The organism is Pseudomonas sp. W2I6 (genome assembly GCF_030815935.1).
Classification (GTDB): domain Bacteria; phylum Pseudomonadota; class Gammaproteobacteria; order Pseudomonadales; family Pseudomonadaceae; genus Aquipseudomonas.
On sequence record NZ_JAUSXJ010000001.1, the window covers coordinates 1,769,291 to 1,785,647 of the forward strand.

A 16,357-nucleotide genomic window follows, 5' to 3' on the forward strand; every position below is an offset into this window, starting at 1 on the left:
TGGCGTAGAGAATAAAAATAAGCCTGCGTGAGGCCTGAACATGATGTCTTCAATTGCACAGCGCTGTGATGGGTTCGACCAATGGATCCATCAGATCAATCAGATCTGTGGCGCATTCGATGGGCAGATCCTGGGGGATGGTTTTTCCGGGCAGATCCGCGAGTACCAGAGCGGCGCGCTGAAACTCAGCTTCGTCGACGCCTGCCAGGCGCGGCTGTTTCGTACCCCCAGCCAAATCGCGGCGGGCGAGGGCGGCAAGTACTTTGCCGTGTTCCAGCTCGACGGCACGGCCGGCATGGCCCAGGGTGACAGCAAGGCGCTGTTGCGCGCCGGCGACATTACCCTGATCGATGCGGCGCACCCCAGCGACTTCACCTACAGCGAGAATTCGCGGCAGTTGTCGTTGATCCTGCCGTCGTACCTGGTGGAGCAGACCTTGCGTTTCAACCCGGTCAAATGCGGGCACCGGATCGAGGCGACGTCGCCGATGGCGATGCTGTCCCGGCAGCTGATTCTGGAGGCTACCCGGCAAGACAACCTGACCTTGCAGGAAAGCGAGGCGACGCTGGAGGCGATCATCAACCTGCTGCGCCCGGCGATCAGCCAGGCGGGCGAGGGCAGCGACGCCCATGAGCGAGTGTTCCGCAAGACGCTGGAGTGCATTGACCAGCACATTCGCTCCGAAGAGCTGTGCCCCGAGTGGCTGGCGCGGGAGGTGGGGATGTCGGTGCGCGGGCTGTACCGGATCTTTGCCCGCAAGGGCCTGGTGGTGGCGCGGTACATCAAGAACCGACGGCTGGATTTGTGTGCTGAATCCCTGCGCCAATCCAGGGTGGAGGAAAAGCTTTCGGTGCTGGGGTACTCGTGGGGGTTTTCGGATTCGAGTTATTTTTCGACGGCGTTCAAGTCACGGTTCGGCATTGCGCCGGGTGAGTACCGCAAACAACACGCCTGATCAGGGGATACGCCGATCAAAAATGTGGGAGCGGGCTTGCTCGCGAATGCGGTGGTTCAGTTGATGCATTGGGTGACTGACACACCGCATTCGCGAGCAAGCCCGCTCCCACATTTGGATCGCGTTTCGTTCAGTTGGGCATTCCATCTTCAATCGCAATCCCTTGCGCCCGCATCTCCTTGATCAACCCCGCCCTTGTGCCCGGCAGATTGAGCATCGCCTTCTGCCGTAACTCAGTCACTTCCGCAGCGCTATAGGGCTTGTAATCCACCGGCGTACTCTTGCCCGCCATCCCGTCCGGACGCATCAGCCAGTTCAGCAAATCCGCCAGTTGCCCATCGTTCAGCGCCGACTGCGACATCCCCGGCACCCGTACCAAAAACTCCCGACCGCCCGGCACCTTCAGAAAGTTGCCGACAAACCCGGTCATCCTCGGTGTGTCGTTGGCCGCCGAGCCCATGCCGCTGCCCAGATGGCAGCCGGCACACTGCAGCTGATAGTTGGTCGCCACGCTGTACCCGGCCTGGGCGATCGGCGTTTGCGGCGACTCATTGCCCGGTGCGTGCTTCTGGTTTGGATTGGGAATGGCCCGAGCCTGGGCGAGCGGGGTGGCGAAGACACACATCAAGCTCAGCAAAAACAACGTACGCATGACAAGCCTCTTGCACTGACCTGTGGCGAGGAAGCTTGCTCCCGTTGGGCTGTGCTGCGGCCCCAAGATCTCTGGGAGCGCTTCGCACTCCAACGGGAGCAAGCTCCCTCGCCACAAGGGTGAGTTAAACCGCGACGCCGCGAATGATCGAGACCGTGCAGTGGTAGATGTGGGATTTGGCCGCCAGGCACCAGTTCACATCGTTGTTGTTGAACGGCCGGTACGCCGGTTCCTCACTGTCGTTACGCGTGCACGCGCACTGGGCGCAGCTTTGCTTACCGCAGCAGTCGTTATAGGAAATGATGTAGTCCTTGCCATCCGCCGGGTTGCGGCAGGTGCCGATCCAGGTCACCTGGGACGCCTCGGTGCCCGGTGGGCAGGAGGTCACCGAGCCGCCACAGCAACTGCACAGGAAACCGTCGATGGAGCAGTAGCGCCAGTAGTCGCAACTGTTCGGGTCGCCCGGGTCACCGGCTTTCGGGTTATCGGCAGCCAGCGCCTTGCTGGTGCGGTCCAGGGGCAGCAGCAGGGGCAACGCGGCGCCTGCGACCATCAGCGAACCCATACGGGCCAACAGTTTGCGTCGCGACGTGGTGTCGGCAAGGCGACGGGTCGAGCGCTCGAATAACAGATCCAGCAATTTCATGAGAGTCTCCCTGCCTTAATCAGTGGCTATGGCCGTGGCTGTGGTCGTGGGGCTGCGGCTGGCTGTTGAGGTATTCCTGCAGCGTCGCGCTTTTCAGGTGTTCGACTTCGAACAGGCTGTCCAGGTGCTCGCGGGAATTGACCAGGCCCTTGGCGCGCAAGGTGCCGCTCTTGTCGATCAGCGCGGCATACGGCAGCTTGCCGATCTGGTAGGTCATGCCGACTTCCGGGCCGACCACGTAGGTGACGTCGTCCAGCTTGTGTTCGGTGATCAGCGCGTGCTGGGCTTCCATGTCGCCGTCGCTGATAAACACCACATCGAGTCGGTCAGCCTGTTCCCTGGCGATGGACTTGATCGCCGGCAACAGGGATTTGCAGATCGGGCAGGTGGGCGAGAGGAAGAACAGCAACTGGTTCTTCTCACCGGCATAGCCGAAGTTCACCGGGCGGCCTTTACGGTCGGAAGCGGTGACTTGCGGGGCCGGCTCATTCACCGCCACGCCCTTGTCGACCATCAGTGCGCCGGCCGGGGCGATGCGCCCGTGCAGCACACCAATCTGGCGCACCAGGCCCATCACGGCAAACGCCAGCGCCAGCAGCAGTACCCACAGCAGTACGTTGGAAACAATAAGGCCTTCCATTGATCACCTACCAATCAGTTTGAGCAGAAGAGGGGAGTTCGCCAGCAGGCCATCGGCTGCGGCGTAAATCAGCAGCGCGACGGCGCTGGCGGCGACGGTGACGAAGCCGTCGAAAAAATCCAGGTCACGGGCAATCGGCAGCACGCTGGCCAGCAGGGCCACGGCCACCAGTGCGCCGTTGCGCAACAGCAGGATCGGCCGCAACGGCTGCGCCTGGTCGGGGCCTGCGCAGCCGCAGTCGATGTCCCGGCGGCCGCGCCACAGGTTGATGCCAATGGCGGCGGCGTACAGTGCAATCAGGCCGGCGGCGCCGAGGGCGGCCCAGGAACGGCTGGCCGGCACCAGAAGGGCAAAGGCAATCACCAGTTCCAGCACCGGGATTACCCGGGCGGCGGGGCGAGTCACTGCCTCTGGCAGCAACTGGTAATCGGCCAGTTGCCGGGCGAAGCGTGCCGGTGCGCGCAACTTGTGGGTCGCGGCACTGGCCAGCAACACCGCGATGGCGAGGGCGCTGGCAATGATGAAGATCGGGTCGATATGCATGGCCGAACCTCTTTAGTAGCTCATGATCTGGGTTGCGGTCTTCGCTACCTTGGCCATGCTACCGGTGAGTTTGTTGGTCTTGAGGTCGAAGATCTGCAAGCCGCCTTCGACGTCGGCGCCCAGCAACAGGGGCTTGTCGTCGCCGGTGGCCTGCATGCTCCAGACCGGGGTCGGGGCTTCCAGGGTGGCTATCTTCTTCATGGTCTTGAGGTCATAGGCCCAGATGATGGTGCTCGGGTCTTCCCACTTCATCGGCTCGTGGTTGTCGTGCATCAGCACGTACATGCGGTTGAGCTTTGGTGCCACGGCCATCAACTGCCAGCCACCCGGGGCCCAGCCGGTTTTCTTTTCCGCGTCGGTGGTGAGTGACCAGGACGGCAGGATTTTCGGCTCATCGCCGGAGAAATCTACCGGGCGGATGGTGCCGGTGGTGGTGGTGAAGTAGTAGGTGTCGCCCACGTTCACCGCGCGTTCGTTGAGCTTCTCGGCGTTGGGGTCGAAGAAGTGCGTGCGGTTGCGCGAGGTTTCCTGGCCCTGCTCGTTCAGCGTCACCACTTGCAGGCTGCCGTCACCGCACAGGGAGGCGAAGCGGCGAGTGCCGACCGGGTAATTGAGTACGCAGCCCGGGATCGCGATTTCGGCGGTGACGGAGCGGGACTGTGTGTCGACCACGGTCACCGAGGTGGAGGGTGTGAAGTTGTAGACGTAGACGAAGCGGTCATCGCTGCTGGTCTTCAGGCCATAGCGCTGGGTCAGGGATTCGGCGCGTTTGTTCGGGATCAGCACTTCCCAGGCGGGCGACAGGCTGGAGCTGTCCCAGGCGGTGAGCACATCGGTGCGATCGCCCCGGGTGCCGCGGGAATAGTAGATGTCGGCGCTGTACAGGGTCTTCTGGTCGTGGCTCAGGGCCGAGGGCGCGGCGAAGCCGGTGGGGACCATGCCGAGGACGCGCTTCTTGTCGGGATCTACCACGGTGACGCGGCCGACCACGAAGCTTTCGAATTCGACGTCTACCACGAATGCGCGGTGGGCTTCCGGTGGAAAGGCCAGGGTGGTCTGGCCGATGGTGTCTGGCGGTAAATCCGCCTGGGCGCTGTTCAAGCCGAGTACAAGCAGGCCCAGACCCAGCGCTGACTGTACGTTGATCCTGTTGCTTCGCATTAGGGGCACTCCCTGAATTATTGTGTTTTGCTAATCGCGGGTGCTTTGGCAGATTCTTGCAAGTGGATTCTGCCTTGTGGGGCGATTGCAAGAATTGTTGTGTCTGCCAAGTGGTTGTGTGTCTGTGCCAATGGTTTGGGGTAGGGTGTATATCCGTTATTTTTGTTATGGCTGGTATTGGTTCCGCTCTTACAGCGGCTCACTTTTGAACAGCGCAAAAGTAAGCAAAACGCTCTTGCCCCACCACTCGGCTCCTCGCCTAGGCTCGGAGTGCCCTCACTCCGGCTTTGGACCGTGGGCCGCCGTCATGGGCCATCCCTGGCCCAGGACGGCTAACCCGGCGTCCTGCCGGGTTACCCACGCTCCAAAGCCTGCGTTCGGCCAGCGTGGTTTAACGGGGCGCCTAAGATCAAGATCAAAAGCAGATCAAGAGCACAGCGGCCTACCGGCCGGCTTGAGTGTTTTAGAGCAACAGCACAATCAAAAGCTAAAGCGGGCACGGTCCAAATGTGGGAGCTGGCTTGCCTGCGATGGCATCAACTGGGTGTACCTGATGTACCGAGTTGTCTGCATCGCAGGCAAGCCAGCTCCCACAGAAAAGCAGAGCTGCACCAGCTTCAGATTTCGCTTTCGCTCTGGATCTTGCCTTGCTTTTAACACTCAAGCCGGCCGGGAGGCCGCTGTGCTCTCGCTTTTGATCTGCTTTTGATCTTGATCTGCGGGCCCCGTCAACCACGATGGCCGCAAGTAGGCACGGTGGAGCGGGTAAATCGGCAGGGAAGCCGATTTAGCCGCGCCGGGCCATGGATGGCCCGTCGCGGCGGCCCGCGGAAGCGTGCCGGAGTGCGGGCATGCCGAGCCTAGGCGAGGCACCGAGTGGTGGGGCAAAGCGTTTTTTGGTTACTTTTTTAGGCGTTTGTAAAAAAGTGACCCGCTGTAAGAGCGGAACCATAGGTGGCCGTTACCGAAGAAACGGATATACCCCCCCATCTCAAGACCCCACCAAAGGCAACGAAAAACTAAACACCGCCCCACACGGCTCCAGATTCTGCGCCCAGATATCCCCCTGATGCCGACCAATGATGTTCTTGCACAACGCCAGCCCAATCCCGTTACCACCCACCTTCGACGAAAAGAACCCGTCAAAGATTTTCTCCCGAGCCACAGCCTGAATCCCGCGTCCACAATCCTCGACACTCAACCGCGCCACGTTTCCATCACGGCAGGCATGCAGCCGCAGCACCCGACGTTCGACGGGCAGCTCGCTCATCTCTTCAATAGCATTGAATGCCAGGTTCAGAATCACCTGCCCGATCAGCACTTTTTCACAAAGCACCATCAGCGGTTCAATACTGGGGAACAGTTCCAGCCGCACCTGACTCGGCTCGGCCCGCAGGCTGATGAAATATCGGGTTTCCTGCAGCAACTCATTGAGGTCCACCCACTCCGCGCTCTGCTCCAGCTTGACCACATAATCACGCACACTCTTGATGATCGTTGACGCATGCTCGACCTGCCGCACGGCACTTTGCAGCCCCCAGTTCACCCCCTGGTCGGCGCTGCGGGTATCGCCCAGACGAATCAAAACCCCCTCGATAAAATTGCGCGTGGCCGCCAGTGGCTGGCTCAACTCATGAGCAATCGCCACCGCCATCTCGCCCATGGCGTTGTATCGGGCCAGGTATTCAAGCTGCTGTTCACTGACACGCCGGGCTTCCTCGGCGCGGATCAGGTCCCGCTTCACCTTGTCTTCCCGGGAAATATCACGGAACTGCACCATCAGCACGTCGCGCCCGTCCAGGTGCACCAGCGTCGCGACCGCTTCCGAAAGAATCTCCACCCCGGCCTTGGAGCGATAACACCACTCGATGGTGCGCTGGCCACTGCGGGCCGCGCGCTCGAGCCAACGCAGGCCGATGGAGCGCTTGTACTTCGGTGCGTCCCGGGTCATGTCCGGGGCCTTGAGCGGGATCAGTTCTTCCAGGGTAAACCCCAGCGCCGACAGCGCCGCGGTGTTGGCCCAGAGGATGTCCTTGCTCTGCGCATCGTGAAGGATGGTGCAGATCGGCATGGCTTCGATCAGGGTGTGGAAATCATTGTTATTGGGTAGGTACATCGCGTAGCCCTTGGCGGTGGAGGGGACGACTACGGTGGCAAGTTATACCGGTTTGCATCCGGGGGCACGCTCAGAAGTAATCGGGGGCGCACTAGGGGATTTCTTTAGCCGGTGGGCTGCACGCCCCAATAGTGGCCGCCGAAGGCCCTTTCTAAACTGGTCCCATCAACGGGACTGGCCCGTAGTTCCCATCCATAACAACTACAACGGAGAAAGCCCATGCTGCGTTCGGCCCTCGTGCAACCAGACGCTTTACCCGACGTGCAGCCCGCGCTGTTCCAGCAGGTGCTCGATGAAGTGCGCCAGCGCCGCGACGAGTTCGACGCCGGCTCCCACGTGCCACGGGACATGATCGAACGCTTCAAGCAGGTGGGCATCTACCGGGCGGCCACGCCGCGTTGTTTCGGCGGCGATGCCCTGGCCCCCGCAACGTTCTTGCAGATGATCGAGCGCATATCCGAAGCCGATGGCTCTGCCGGCTGGGTTGCCAGCTTCGGCAGCGCCCGGGGTGTATCTTGCGGCCTTGCCCCAGGAAACCCTCGCCGAACTGTACGCCGACAGCCCCGACCTGGTGTTTGCCGGTGGCCTGTTCCCGTTGCAGCCGGCGGAAACCGTCGAGGGCGGCTGGCAGGTCAACGGCACCTGGAAGTTTGCCAGCGGCTGCAAAGGCGCCGACCTGCTGGGCGTGGGCATCGGTGCGGCGGGCGGCAAGCCACGCACTGCCGTGTTCAAGCCCGGCCAGGTTGAAATCATCGAAAACTGGGACGTGGTCGGCCTCAAGGGCACCGGCAGCCATGACCTGCGAGTTACCGACCAATACATCGACGAGCGCTGGACCTTCATCCGTGGCGGCGCCGCCACCATCGACGAGCCGCTGTTTCGTTATCCCTCGATTGCCTACGCCGCCCAGGTGCTGGCGGTGGTCAACCTCGGCCTGGCCCGCGCGGCCCTCGATGAAATCAGCGCCATGGCCAGCGGCAGCGGCATCACCGGCGCACCGAAGCTGGCGGACCGCGCCTACGTGCGCATCGAAATCGCCAAGGCCGAAGCCCGGCTGAGCGCCGCTCGGGGCTTTTTCTACGGCGCCACCGAACAAGTGTGGAACTCGATCCTCGCCGGCAACCCGGTCACGGCCGAGCAAACCAGCTTGCTGCGCCTGACCGCCATTCACATGTCCCAGGCCGGCGCCGCCGTGGTGCAGAGCGCATACAGCCTGGCGGGCACCACCGCGATCTACCTGCGCCACCCGCTGCAACGCTACCTGCGCGACGCCATGGTGGTGACCCAGCACGCCTTCCTCAGCGAAGGCCTGTACGACGGCGCGGGCTCGGTGTTCCTCGGCGTTCCTCCATTTCCTGGCTACATCTGACTTTCAAGGAACAACCCATGTCCCAAGCCACTCAAGAACCGCTGCGCGTCGTCTTCTGCATCGGCATCACCCAGAACTTTTTCGACCTGCCTACCGGCGAAGGCCTGAGCGTGTGGAAAGGCTTCAGCCAGATGATGGGCGACCTCGGCGCCATGCCGGGCATCAACGTGCTGGGGGCGATGGATGACGACCGCTTGATGGTCGGCCCGTCGACCACCTCGCCGTGGACCGTCTACATCATGGCCGACGTCGACTGCCACCAGTCGGTGATCGACGCCTGCAACCTGTTCCGTACCACGCCGGTGGGTGAATACAGCCTGTGGCGCTACGCCAAGGTCGAAGCACGGATCGGCCGCCCGCTGACCATTCCCGAAGCGGCCAGGGTGTGAGCCATGGACCTGTTGCAGCGTGTTGAAACCCTTGAAGGGGAGAGCCAGGTAAGGCGCTTGATGGCGCGCTACATGGACCTGTGCGACGTGCCCCGGGCGGCGACCAACGTTCGCGAGTTGGCCGAGCTGTTCACCGTGGATGCGGTGTGGGAAGGCATTGGCACAAGTACCGCACAGACCTTCGGCCAGCATCAGGGGCGCGACGCGGTGGCGGCGTTTGTCGGCAGCTACCTGCCACCGTCGGAACACTTTGCGCTGAACCTGCATTACCTCACCAGTGAGTCGATCCAGGTAGACGGCAGCGCGGCTGCAGGGCAGTGGATCATGCAACAGATTTCCACCTACGCGGACCAGCGCAGCGAGTTGTTCGGCACGCGGCTGACCATCGATTTTCGCCGTGTCGACGGCACCTGGCTGATCGCGCATTTCCGTACGCAGCGCCTGTTCAATAGCATGTTGGGGGTGAACCCATGAGTACCTTCGTCAGCGAATTTTTACTCGGTGGCGGCGGCCGACGCGTGGCCATCAAGGATTCCATCGACATCGCCGGATATCCGACCCGCTCGGGCAGTCGTGCCTTTACCGATGCTCCGCCGGCGACCCGGCATGCGCACGTGGTGCAGGCGGTCCTGGATGCCGGCTGGCAGATCGTCGGCAAGACCAGCCTGCATGAACTGGCATTTGGCGTCACCGGCATCAACGACTGGAGCGGTACGCCCGTCAATCCCCAGGCGCCAGACCGCGTGCCGGGCGGCTCCTCCAGCGGTTCGGCCGCGGCGGTTGCGGCGGGCCTGGCGGATATCGCCATTGGTACCGACACCGGCGGCTCGGTGCGGGTGCCGGCGGCGTGCTGCGGGATTGCCGGGTTGAAACCGACCTATGGCCGAGTCAGCCGCATTGGCGCGCAACCGGCGGTATCCAGCCTCGATTGCGTCGGGCCGTTTGCCGCGAACATGCAGGACCTGATTGCCGCGATGCAGGTGATTTGCCCGGGTTTCCAGGCACAGGCGGCGCCGTCCGGCAGCGTGCCGGTGGGCTTTCTGGATGTGGCCTGTGAGCCATGGCTGAAGGCGAGCCTGATGGCTGCCGTCGACGCGGCCGGCTGGCGTCAGCAGCGTCTGCATCTGGACGACTTTGACACGGCGTTCGGCGCCGGCCTTACGGTGATTAACGTCGAAAACTGGGCAGCCTTCGGTCACCTCACCGGCAAGGGCCTGATCGGTGCGGATGTCGAACAACGCTTGTTGGCTGCCAGCCGCACCAGCGCTGCTGATTTGGCCGCAGCCGAAGTCGTGCGCACCCGCTTCAGCCATCAGGTGGACGCCGCGCTCGAAGAATTCTCCGTGTTGCTGCTGCCGACGATGCCGGACCTGCCGCCGACCCTGGCCGAAGCCCGCAACGGCAGCCAGGCCGTGGCCCGCATGACGCCATTGGTGCGGCCATTCAACCTCAGCGGCCACCCGGCGTTGACGGTGCCGGTGACCCTGGCCGACAGCGGGCTGAAGGTGGGGCTGCAGATTGTCGGCCGCAAGGGCCAGGACGAATGGGTGTGTGCCCTCGGCGCACAACTGCAACAGAGCATCACGGCTCGCCAATAAGAACAACGCCTTGAGGAGGGCTCCATGAGTACCCATGAATACCGGCTGATTGCCAAATCAAAAAGCCTCGACGAGTTGGTCAAGCACGATCGCGTCGACGTCTCGCTGTACAACGACCCGGCGCTGTTCGAGGCCGAACTGGAAAAGATCTTCTACCGCACCTGGGTCTGGGTCGCCCATGAAAGCGAAGTGCGCAACAGCGGCGACTTCAAGACCGCGACCATTGGCCGGCGCCCGGTGATTGTGGTGCGCGACAAGAAAGGCGCGATCAACGTGCTGGAAAACCGCTGCCGCCACCGTGGCGCCACGGTTTGCGAGAAGCACAAGGGCAACGCCAGCGGCTTCACCTGCCCGTATCACAGCTGGTCCTATGGTTTGGACGGCAAGCTGCGGGCGCTGCCTTACCCGGACGGCTACGAAGGCATCCTGGAAAAGTCCGAGTTACCCCTGACCAGCCTGCGGGTGGACAGCTACGCCGGGATGGTATTCGCCAGCTACAACGACGATATCGAACCGTTGGCCGACTTTCTCGGCGGCGCCAAACACTGGATGGACCTGTTCATGAAGCAGGGCGCCGGCTACCCGATCAAGACCCAGGGCGAACACAAGTTCAGCTTCAAGGGCAACTGGAAGATCCAGCTGGAAAACACCACCGACGGCTACCACTTCCCGATCGTGCACAAGTCGTTCATGTCGTCGGTGGACGCCGAGACCTCGGAAATGCTCTCGTTCATGACCGACGAGCAGGCCGTCACCCATTCCCTGGGCAATGGCCACAGCGTGATGGTGATGGTGCCCGAGCATGTCGACCTGGACCACGACGACGGTACCGAGCAGTTGCAGGAGCGTTTCGCCCACGTCACCGAAGAACTGTCGAAAACCATGGAGCCGGCCCAGGTGCGACGCATCGTGCGCTCGCTGCACGGCGCCGGGTTCAACCTCAACCTGTTTCCCAATGTCGCCATGTCGATGTCGTTCTTCCGGGTGCTGCGCCCGGTGTCGGTCACCGAGACCGAAATCCGCCACGTCGCCCTGGGCATGGAGGGCGGCCCACAGGTTGCCAACCGCGAGCGCCTGCGCATCCACGAACACTTCCAGGGCCCGTTCGGCTTTGGCAGCCCCGACGACGCCGAGGCCTGGGACCGGGTGCAACGCGGCTCGTATTCCGGCGTGGATGCGCCGATCCTGGTCAACCGTGGCCTGAACCGCGAAGTGCTGGCCGACAACGGCGACAAGGTATCCCACGCCACTGATGAAGGCGGTATGCGCGGGGCCTATGACATGTGGAAAAGGATGATGAGCCAATGAACACTCTGACTGGTTTTACCGCACCGCTGGCCCAGGCCATCGAATTCATCTGGCGTGAAGCCGAACTGCTGGACCACAAGGACTACGTGCAATGGGCCGCGTTGTGGAGCGAGAGCGGGCGCTACGTCGTGCCGATCGATCCGGACACCGAGGATTTTGAAGCCAACCTCAACTATGCCTATGACGATGAGCGCATGCGTGACCTGCGCATCGAACGGCTGACGGCGGGGTATTCACCGTCGGCGGTGGATGCGGCGAAAACCGTGCGCAGTGTGTCGCGATTCACCCTGGTGGAAGCGGCGGGCGAGGTGGTGGAGGTTAACTGTGCGCAGCTGCTGTACGCCTACAAGCGCGGAGTACACACGCCGTTTGTGGCCGACCTGAATTACCGCATCCGGTTCAGCGCCGGGGTCGCGACCCTGGAGCGCAAGGTGGTGCGGCTGATCAATTCCACCGACAGCCTGAGTGCACTCGGCTTTCTGTTGTAAGCACGATTCAAACAACGACACAAAACCAATGTGGGAGCGGGCTTGCTCGCGAATGCGGTGGATCAGTCGCCACATGCATTGACTGACACACCGCATTCGCGAGCAAGCCCGCTCCCACAGTTGAGATGAGGACATCCTGATGAACCGAATCGCGCTTGTAACCGGCGCCTCCCGTGGCCTCGGCGAATGCATCGCCCGGCGCCTGCACGCCGCAGGCTACCGCGTGGGCCTGGCGGATGTGCACCTGGACGGCGTGCAGCGCCTGGCCTCTGAACTCGACAACCGCGGCGAAACCGCCGTCGCCATCGAGCTGGATGTGCGCAACAAGGCCGATTTTATTCGCGCCCGGGACCTGCTCAGCGAGCGCTGGGGCGGCACCGATATCCTGGTGAACAACGCCGGGGTGTCGAAAGTTGCGGCGCTGATGGACATCACACCCGAGGAGTTCGACGAATCGATGGCGATCAACCTGCGGGGCACGTTCGTGGCCTGCCAGGTGTTTGGTGCGCATTTCGCCGAACGAGGGTTCGGGCGCATCGTCAATATCGCCTCCCTCGCCGGGCAAAACGGCGGAACTGCCACTGGCGCGCATTACGCCGCGGCCAAGGGCGGCGTGGCTACGCTGACCAAGGTCTTCGCCCGTGAACTGGCGCCCCGGGGCGTGACGGTCAACAGCATTTCGCCAGGCCCGCTTGATTTGCCGGTGGTGCGCGAAACCGTGGCGCCGGAGCGCCTGGAGCAGATCCTCAAGATTATCCCGACGGGCACCCTCGGCGACCCGCACACCATCGCCGACACCGTGCTGCTGTTGATCGCCGACCACGCCGCCTCGATCACGGGCGCGTGCTGGGACATCAACGGCGGGCTGTTCATGCGCTAGTCATCGCCGAAGAGAGTGGGCCTGCTGCGCAGTCCAGCGGGAGCAAGCTCCCTCGCCACAGGTTAGCGTTCAACCGAAACAACAGGATTCAGGTGCTGCAATGATGAAGGTGAAGATCGAACGCATCGTCGATGAAGCGCTGGATATCCGTTCCTTTCGCCTCGTGCGCAGTGACGGCCAGCCCCTCGACAGTTATGAGCCCGGGGCCCATGTGGACCTTACCGGGCCAACCGGCGTCACCCGCCAGTATTCGCTGTGCAGCCCGCCCCACGATGGCCGCGCGTACCTGGTGGCGGTGAAGAAAGAGGCGCAATCCCGTGGCGGCTCCCTGGCCCTGCATGAGCAGGTGCAGGAGGGCATGGAGCTGGAGATGGGCGCGCCGCGCAACCTGTTCCGCCTCGACCCGGAGGCGCCGGCCCATGCGCTGTTTGCCGCCGGTATCGGGGTGACGCCGCTGTTGAGCATGGCCTATCGACTGGCCGACAGCGGCCAGCCGTGGCGCCTGCACTATTTTGCACGTTCGGCGCAGTACGCGGCGTTTACCCAGCTGTTGGCCGATACATTCGGCGAGCATGTGCAGTTTCACTATGGCGTCGAGCCGGACGCGCTGGATGCGGCCTTGAGCGCCTGCCTGGACCAGGCGGGCGCGGTTGCCCACGTCTACACCTGCGGCCCCGCACCGTTCATGCACAAGGTGGTGGAAGTGGCGGCCCGCAGCCGTCCCGAGGAAGCGATCCACCTGGAGCACTTCCAGGCCGACCCAGCGGTGAATGTCGGGCCCAGCGGTGGTTTCGAGGTGGAGCTGGCCAGCTCCGGCGTGGTGCTGCAAGTACCGGCGAATACCAGCCTGGTGGACGTATTGCAGGCCCACGGTTGCGACATCGACACCGAGTGCCGCGAAGGCATCTGCGGCACCTGCATTGTCGAGGTGCTGGAAGGCGTGCCCGAGCACCGTGACAATTGCCTGTCGACCAAGGAGAAGGCCGCCAACCGGCAGATTTGTGCGTGTGTTTCCCGGGCGGTATCCGCTCGTCTGGTATTGGATATTTGATCGGCGCTACCCGTAAGATTGCTGGGACCAAAAAAATAAAAAACGTGAGGCCTTGCGGTCATGATGAGTTCAACGGTGCAACGTAACGAATCGTTCGAGCGTTGGTTGCAGCAGGTTAACCAGGCCTGTGGACGCTTCGATGCCCGCGCCTTGGGCGCGGGGTTTTATGGGGAATTGAGCGAGTTTCGCAGCGGCGCGATCAAGCTCAGCGTGGTCGATATGGCCCAGGTGCATCTATATCGCAGCAGCAAGGAAGTCAGTACGGGCAATGAAGGGCACTACTACGCGGTGTTCCAGTTGCAGGGCAGCGCGCAGCTGGAACAGGGCGACAACCGTGCGCAGCTGGGCTGCGGTGACATCGCCCTGATCGACGCCTGCCGCCCCAGTGACATGACCTACCACGACAACTCCCGGCAATTGTCGCTGATCCTGCCGCGCCAGGTGGTGGAGCGCGGTTCGCACTTCACGGCGGTCAACTGCGCGACGCGGATCTCGGCGCGCACGCCGTTGGCGCTGATGGCCAGCCAGATGGTGCTCGACACCCGCCAGCAAAACGACCTGGGCATGCAGGAAAGCGAAGCCGTGCTGGATGCATTGGTCAGCCTGCTGCTGCCGGGGATCAGCGCCCGGGACAACGGTGTGGACACCCAGGAACGGCAGTTTCGCAAGACCATCGCCTACATCGATGCGCACATCGGCGCCGAAGAACTCTGCCCCGAGCTGATCGCCCGGGAAGTCGGGGTGTCGGTGCGCGGGCTGTACCGGATGTTTTCCAAGCGCGGGCTGGTGGTGGCGCAATACATCAAGCACCGACGCCTGGATTTCTGCGCCGAAACCCTGCGCCATTCGCCGGCGGAGCAGAAGCTGTCGGCACTCTGTTATGCCTGGGGCTTCTCCGACTCCAGCTACTTCTCATCGGCGTTCAAGTCGCGCTTCGGCGTGTCACCGGGCGAGTACCGCAAGCGCTATAGCCATCATTGATGCGTGCCGCTCCCGAACCTGGAATGCATTTTCCTGTGGGAGCCGGGCTTGCCCGCGATGCAGGCCACTCGGTCTGACAGGTACACCGCCGCGATCCCTTTGCAGCCTCGCCAAGGCTCGACAGCTCCCACATTCAATCATCGCGCGCTACGGATACAGCACCTCGCGGACCAGCATGGCGATGCTGGTCACGCCCATCTTTTCCTTGATCTTGGTGCGGTGCACGTCAACGGTCTTCACGCTGATGTTCAGCTCGCGGGCAATCACCTTACTCGCCTTGCCGTCCACCACCAGCATCAACACTTCTCGCTCCCGGCTCGTCAGCAGCGCCAGCTTGCCTTGCAGGTGCTCGCGCTGTTCCTGGTCGGCCTGGGCCTGTACAGCGGTCTTCAGTGCGGCCTGGATGCGGTCGATCATCTGTTGCGGGTTGTAGGGCTTCTCGACGAAATCCAGCGCGCCGTTTTTCATTGCGGTGACCGACATCGGTATGTCGCCGTGGGCCGACACGAAGATGGTCGGCAAGGTGCTGCCGCGCCGGTTGAGGATCTCCTGCAACTGGAAGCCGCTGGTCTGCGGCATGCGCACGTCCAGCACCAGGCAGGCGGGCTGGCGCGGGTCGTAGTGCTCAAGGAACTCTTCGGCCCCGGCGAAACATTGGGCCTTTATGCTGACCGACTCCAGCAGCCAGGCCAGCGAGGTACGCAGGTCTTTGTCGTCATCAACGATGTAAACAATCGGTGTGCGAATTTCCATCAGGGACTGCCACGAGAATTTCTAATTGTTGTTTTCGCACGCGGGCACGCTGCGGCGGACATTGGCTCATCTGTGGAGCCTAGCCAGCAGAATACCCAGTGTGAACGGCCCTGACGATAAAGAAACCACCTAGTCGGCATGGGGATCGTCTGAATGGTCGCGCCGCACGGGGCGTCTTAGTCTTGTGGCATCACCCACGGACCGTAAAGGGGCACCGACATGGCCGACCTGAGCCAGCAGCAAATCGACTTTCGCAACGCCATGGCGCAACTGCCGGCCGCGGTGAACATCATCACCACCAACGGCCCCGGCGGGCGTTGCGGGATCACGGCGAGTGCGGTGTGCTCGGTGACGGATTCGCCCCCCACGGTGTTGGTGTGCGTGAACCGCGGGAGTGCAACCCATGATGTGTTCCGTACCAATGGGCAGCTGTGCGTGAACGTGCTGTGCGGGGAGCAGGAAGAACTGGCGCGGCACTTTGCCGGGATGACCCAGGTGCCCATGGCGGAGCGGTTTGCCTGGGACCTGTGGGACGGAGGCGAGGCGGGGGTACCGGTGCTGCGGGATGCGCTGGTGCAACTGGAAGGGCGTATCAGTGAGTGCAAGGAGGTAGGGTCGCATTCGGTGATGTTCGTGGAGTTGTCGCGGGTTGGGGTGCGGGGGCAGGGCGACAGCCTGGTGTACTTCAACCGGCTGTTTCACCGGATTGAGCATGCTGGCGCCCATTGCTGAAGGTTCAGGAGATCAAATGTGGGAGCGGGCTTGCTCGCGAAGGCGGTGTATCAGAAACCTATTCAGTGGCTGACACTCTGTCTTCGCGAGCAAGC

17 protein-coding genes and 1 pseudogene are annotated in these 16,357 nt (G+C 62.7%); 11 read left to right on the plus strand and 7 right to left on the minus strand.

The genetic code is table 11. From position 1 onward, the window contains the following. Positions 1-40: 40 nt before the first annotated feature. On the plus strand, positions 41-955 hold the full coding sequence (gene feaR, locus QF039_RS08410) for a transcriptional regulator FeaR (protein ID WP_003208881.1): 915 nt from the start codon (positions 41-43) through the stop codon (positions 953-955). Between the two features lie 130 nt (positions 956-1,085). On the opposite strand, the gene QF039_RS08415 is transcribed toward feaR (QF039_RS08410), so the two are convergent. From QF039_RS08415 to QF039_RS08440, 6 genes are all read right to left on the minus strand, one after another. Continuing rightward, a complete protein-coding gene (locus QF039_RS08415) occupies positions 1,086-1,607 on the minus strand; it encodes a cytochrome C (protein ID WP_102606077.1) in 522 nt (173 codons plus the stop codon). A 124-nt stretch (positions 1,608-1,731) separates the two neighbouring features. Next, entirely contained in the window at positions 1,732-2,253 is a 522-nt protein-coding gene (locus QF039_RS08420; protein WP_003208877.1) for a methylamine dehydrogenase light chain, read from the minus strand. 19 nt (positions 2,254-2,272) lie between these two features. Continuing rightward, positions 2,273-2,893 (minus strand): methylamine dehydrogenase accessory protein MauD, encoded by a 621-nt coding sequence (gene mauD / locus QF039_RS08425; protein ID WP_003208875.1) that lies wholly within the window; start codon positions 2,891-2,893, stop codon positions 2,273-2,275. A gap of 3 nt (positions 2,894-2,896) precedes the next feature. After that, entirely contained in the window at positions 2,897-3,436 is a 540-nt protein-coding gene (locus tag QF039_RS08430; protein ID WP_307517397.1) for a MauE/DoxX family redox-associated membrane protein, read from the minus strand. A gap of 12 nt (positions 3,437-3,448) precedes the next feature. Next, the gene (locus tag QF039_RS08435; RefSeq protein WP_307517399.1) at positions 3,449-4,597 is read right to left on the minus strand and encodes an amine dehydrogenase large subunit; all 1,149 of its coding nucleotides are present in this window, start codon (positions 4,595-4,597) and stop codon (positions 3,449-3,451) included. A gap of 991 nt (positions 4,598-5,588) precedes the next feature. Then, positions 5,589-6,713, minus strand: coding sequence for a sensor histidine kinase (locus tag QF039_RS08440; RefSeq protein WP_177045461.1), 1,125 nt, complete (start codon positions 6,711-6,713; stop codon positions 5,589-5,591). A 219-nt stretch (positions 6,714-6,932) separates the two neighbouring features. On the opposite strand from QF039_RS08440, the pseudogene QF039_RS08445 reads away from it, so the two are divergent. The 9 genes and pseudogenes from QF039_RS08445 to feaR (QF039_RS08485) all read left to right on the plus strand — a co-directional run bounded on the left by QF039_RS08445 (position 6,933) and on the right by feaR (QF039_RS08485) (position 14,777). Then, positions 6,933-8,082 (plus strand): annotated as a pseudogene (locus QF039_RS08445) (acyl-CoA dehydrogenase family protein). Between the two features lie 17 nt (positions 8,083-8,099). Further along, the gene (locus tag QF039_RS08450) at positions 8,100-8,471 is read left to right on the plus strand and encodes a hypothetical protein (protein WP_003208867.1); all 372 of its coding nucleotides are present in this window, start codon (positions 8,100-8,102) and stop codon (positions 8,469-8,471) included. A gap of 3 nt (positions 8,472-8,474) precedes the next feature. Next, positions 8,475-8,945: a nuclear transport factor 2 family protein gene (locus tag QF039_RS08455; protein ID WP_134326262.1), complete on the plus strand. Its 471-nt coding sequence runs from the start codon at positions 8,475-8,477 to the stop codon at positions 8,943-8,945. Further along, positions 8,942-10,069 (plus strand): amidase, encoded by a 1,128-nt coding sequence (locus QF039_RS08460; RefSeq protein WP_307517406.1) that lies wholly within the window; start codon positions 8,942-8,944, stop codon positions 10,067-10,069. The genes QF039_RS08455 and QF039_RS08460 overlap by 4 nt, the downstream gene beginning before the upstream one ends. Positions 10,070-10,093: 24 nt before the next feature. Next, positions 10,094-11,377 carry an aromatic ring-hydroxylating dioxygenase subunit alpha gene (locus QF039_RS08465; protein ID WP_307517408.1) on the plus strand — a complete coding sequence of 428 codons (1,284 nt, stop codon included), beginning with the start codon at positions 10,094-10,096 and terminating at the stop codon, positions 11,375-11,377. Next, positions 11,374-11,865, plus strand: coding sequence for an aromatic-ring-hydroxylating dioxygenase subunit beta (locus QF039_RS08470; protein ID WP_307517409.1), 492 nt, complete (start codon positions 11,374-11,376; stop codon positions 11,863-11,865). The genes QF039_RS08465 and QF039_RS08470 overlap by 4 nt, the downstream gene beginning before the upstream one ends. Positions 11,866-12,004: 139 nt before the next feature. Then, positions 12,005-12,745 carry an SDR family NAD(P)-dependent oxidoreductase gene (locus QF039_RS08475; protein ID WP_003208858.1) on the plus strand — a complete coding sequence of 247 codons (741 nt, stop codon included), beginning with the start codon at positions 12,005-12,007 and terminating at the stop codon, positions 12,743-12,745. 100 nt (positions 12,746-12,845) lie between these two features. After that, positions 12,846-13,796 (plus strand): PDR/VanB family oxidoreductase, encoded by a 951-nt coding sequence (locus tag QF039_RS08480; RefSeq protein WP_307517412.1) that lies wholly within the window; start codon positions 12,846-12,848, stop codon positions 13,794-13,796. A gap of 60 nt (positions 13,797-13,856) precedes the next feature. Next, positions 13,857-14,777 carry a transcriptional regulator FeaR gene (feaR, locus tag QF039_RS08485; protein ID WP_023658728.1) on the plus strand — a complete coding sequence of 307 codons (921 nt, stop codon included), beginning with the start codon at positions 13,857-13,859 and terminating at the stop codon, positions 14,775-14,777. Positions 14,778-14,924: 147 nt separating this feature from the next. Here feaR (QF039_RS08485) and QF039_RS08490 read toward each other — a convergent pair whose 3' ends face one another. Next, a complete protein-coding gene (locus tag QF039_RS08490) occupies positions 14,925-15,530 on the minus strand; it encodes a response regulator transcription factor (protein WP_177045465.1) in 606 nt (201 codons plus the stop codon). Between the two features lie 219 nt (positions 15,531-15,749). Between QF039_RS08490 and hpaC the strand changes: the two genes are divergently transcribed. After that, positions 15,750-16,262 (plus strand): 4-hydroxyphenylacetate 3-monooxygenase, reductase component, encoded by a 513-nt coding sequence (hpaC, locus tag QF039_RS08495; RefSeq protein ID WP_003212611.1) that lies wholly within the window; start codon positions 15,750-15,752, stop codon positions 16,260-16,262. The last annotated feature ends 95 nt before the right edge of the window (positions 16,263-16,357 follow it).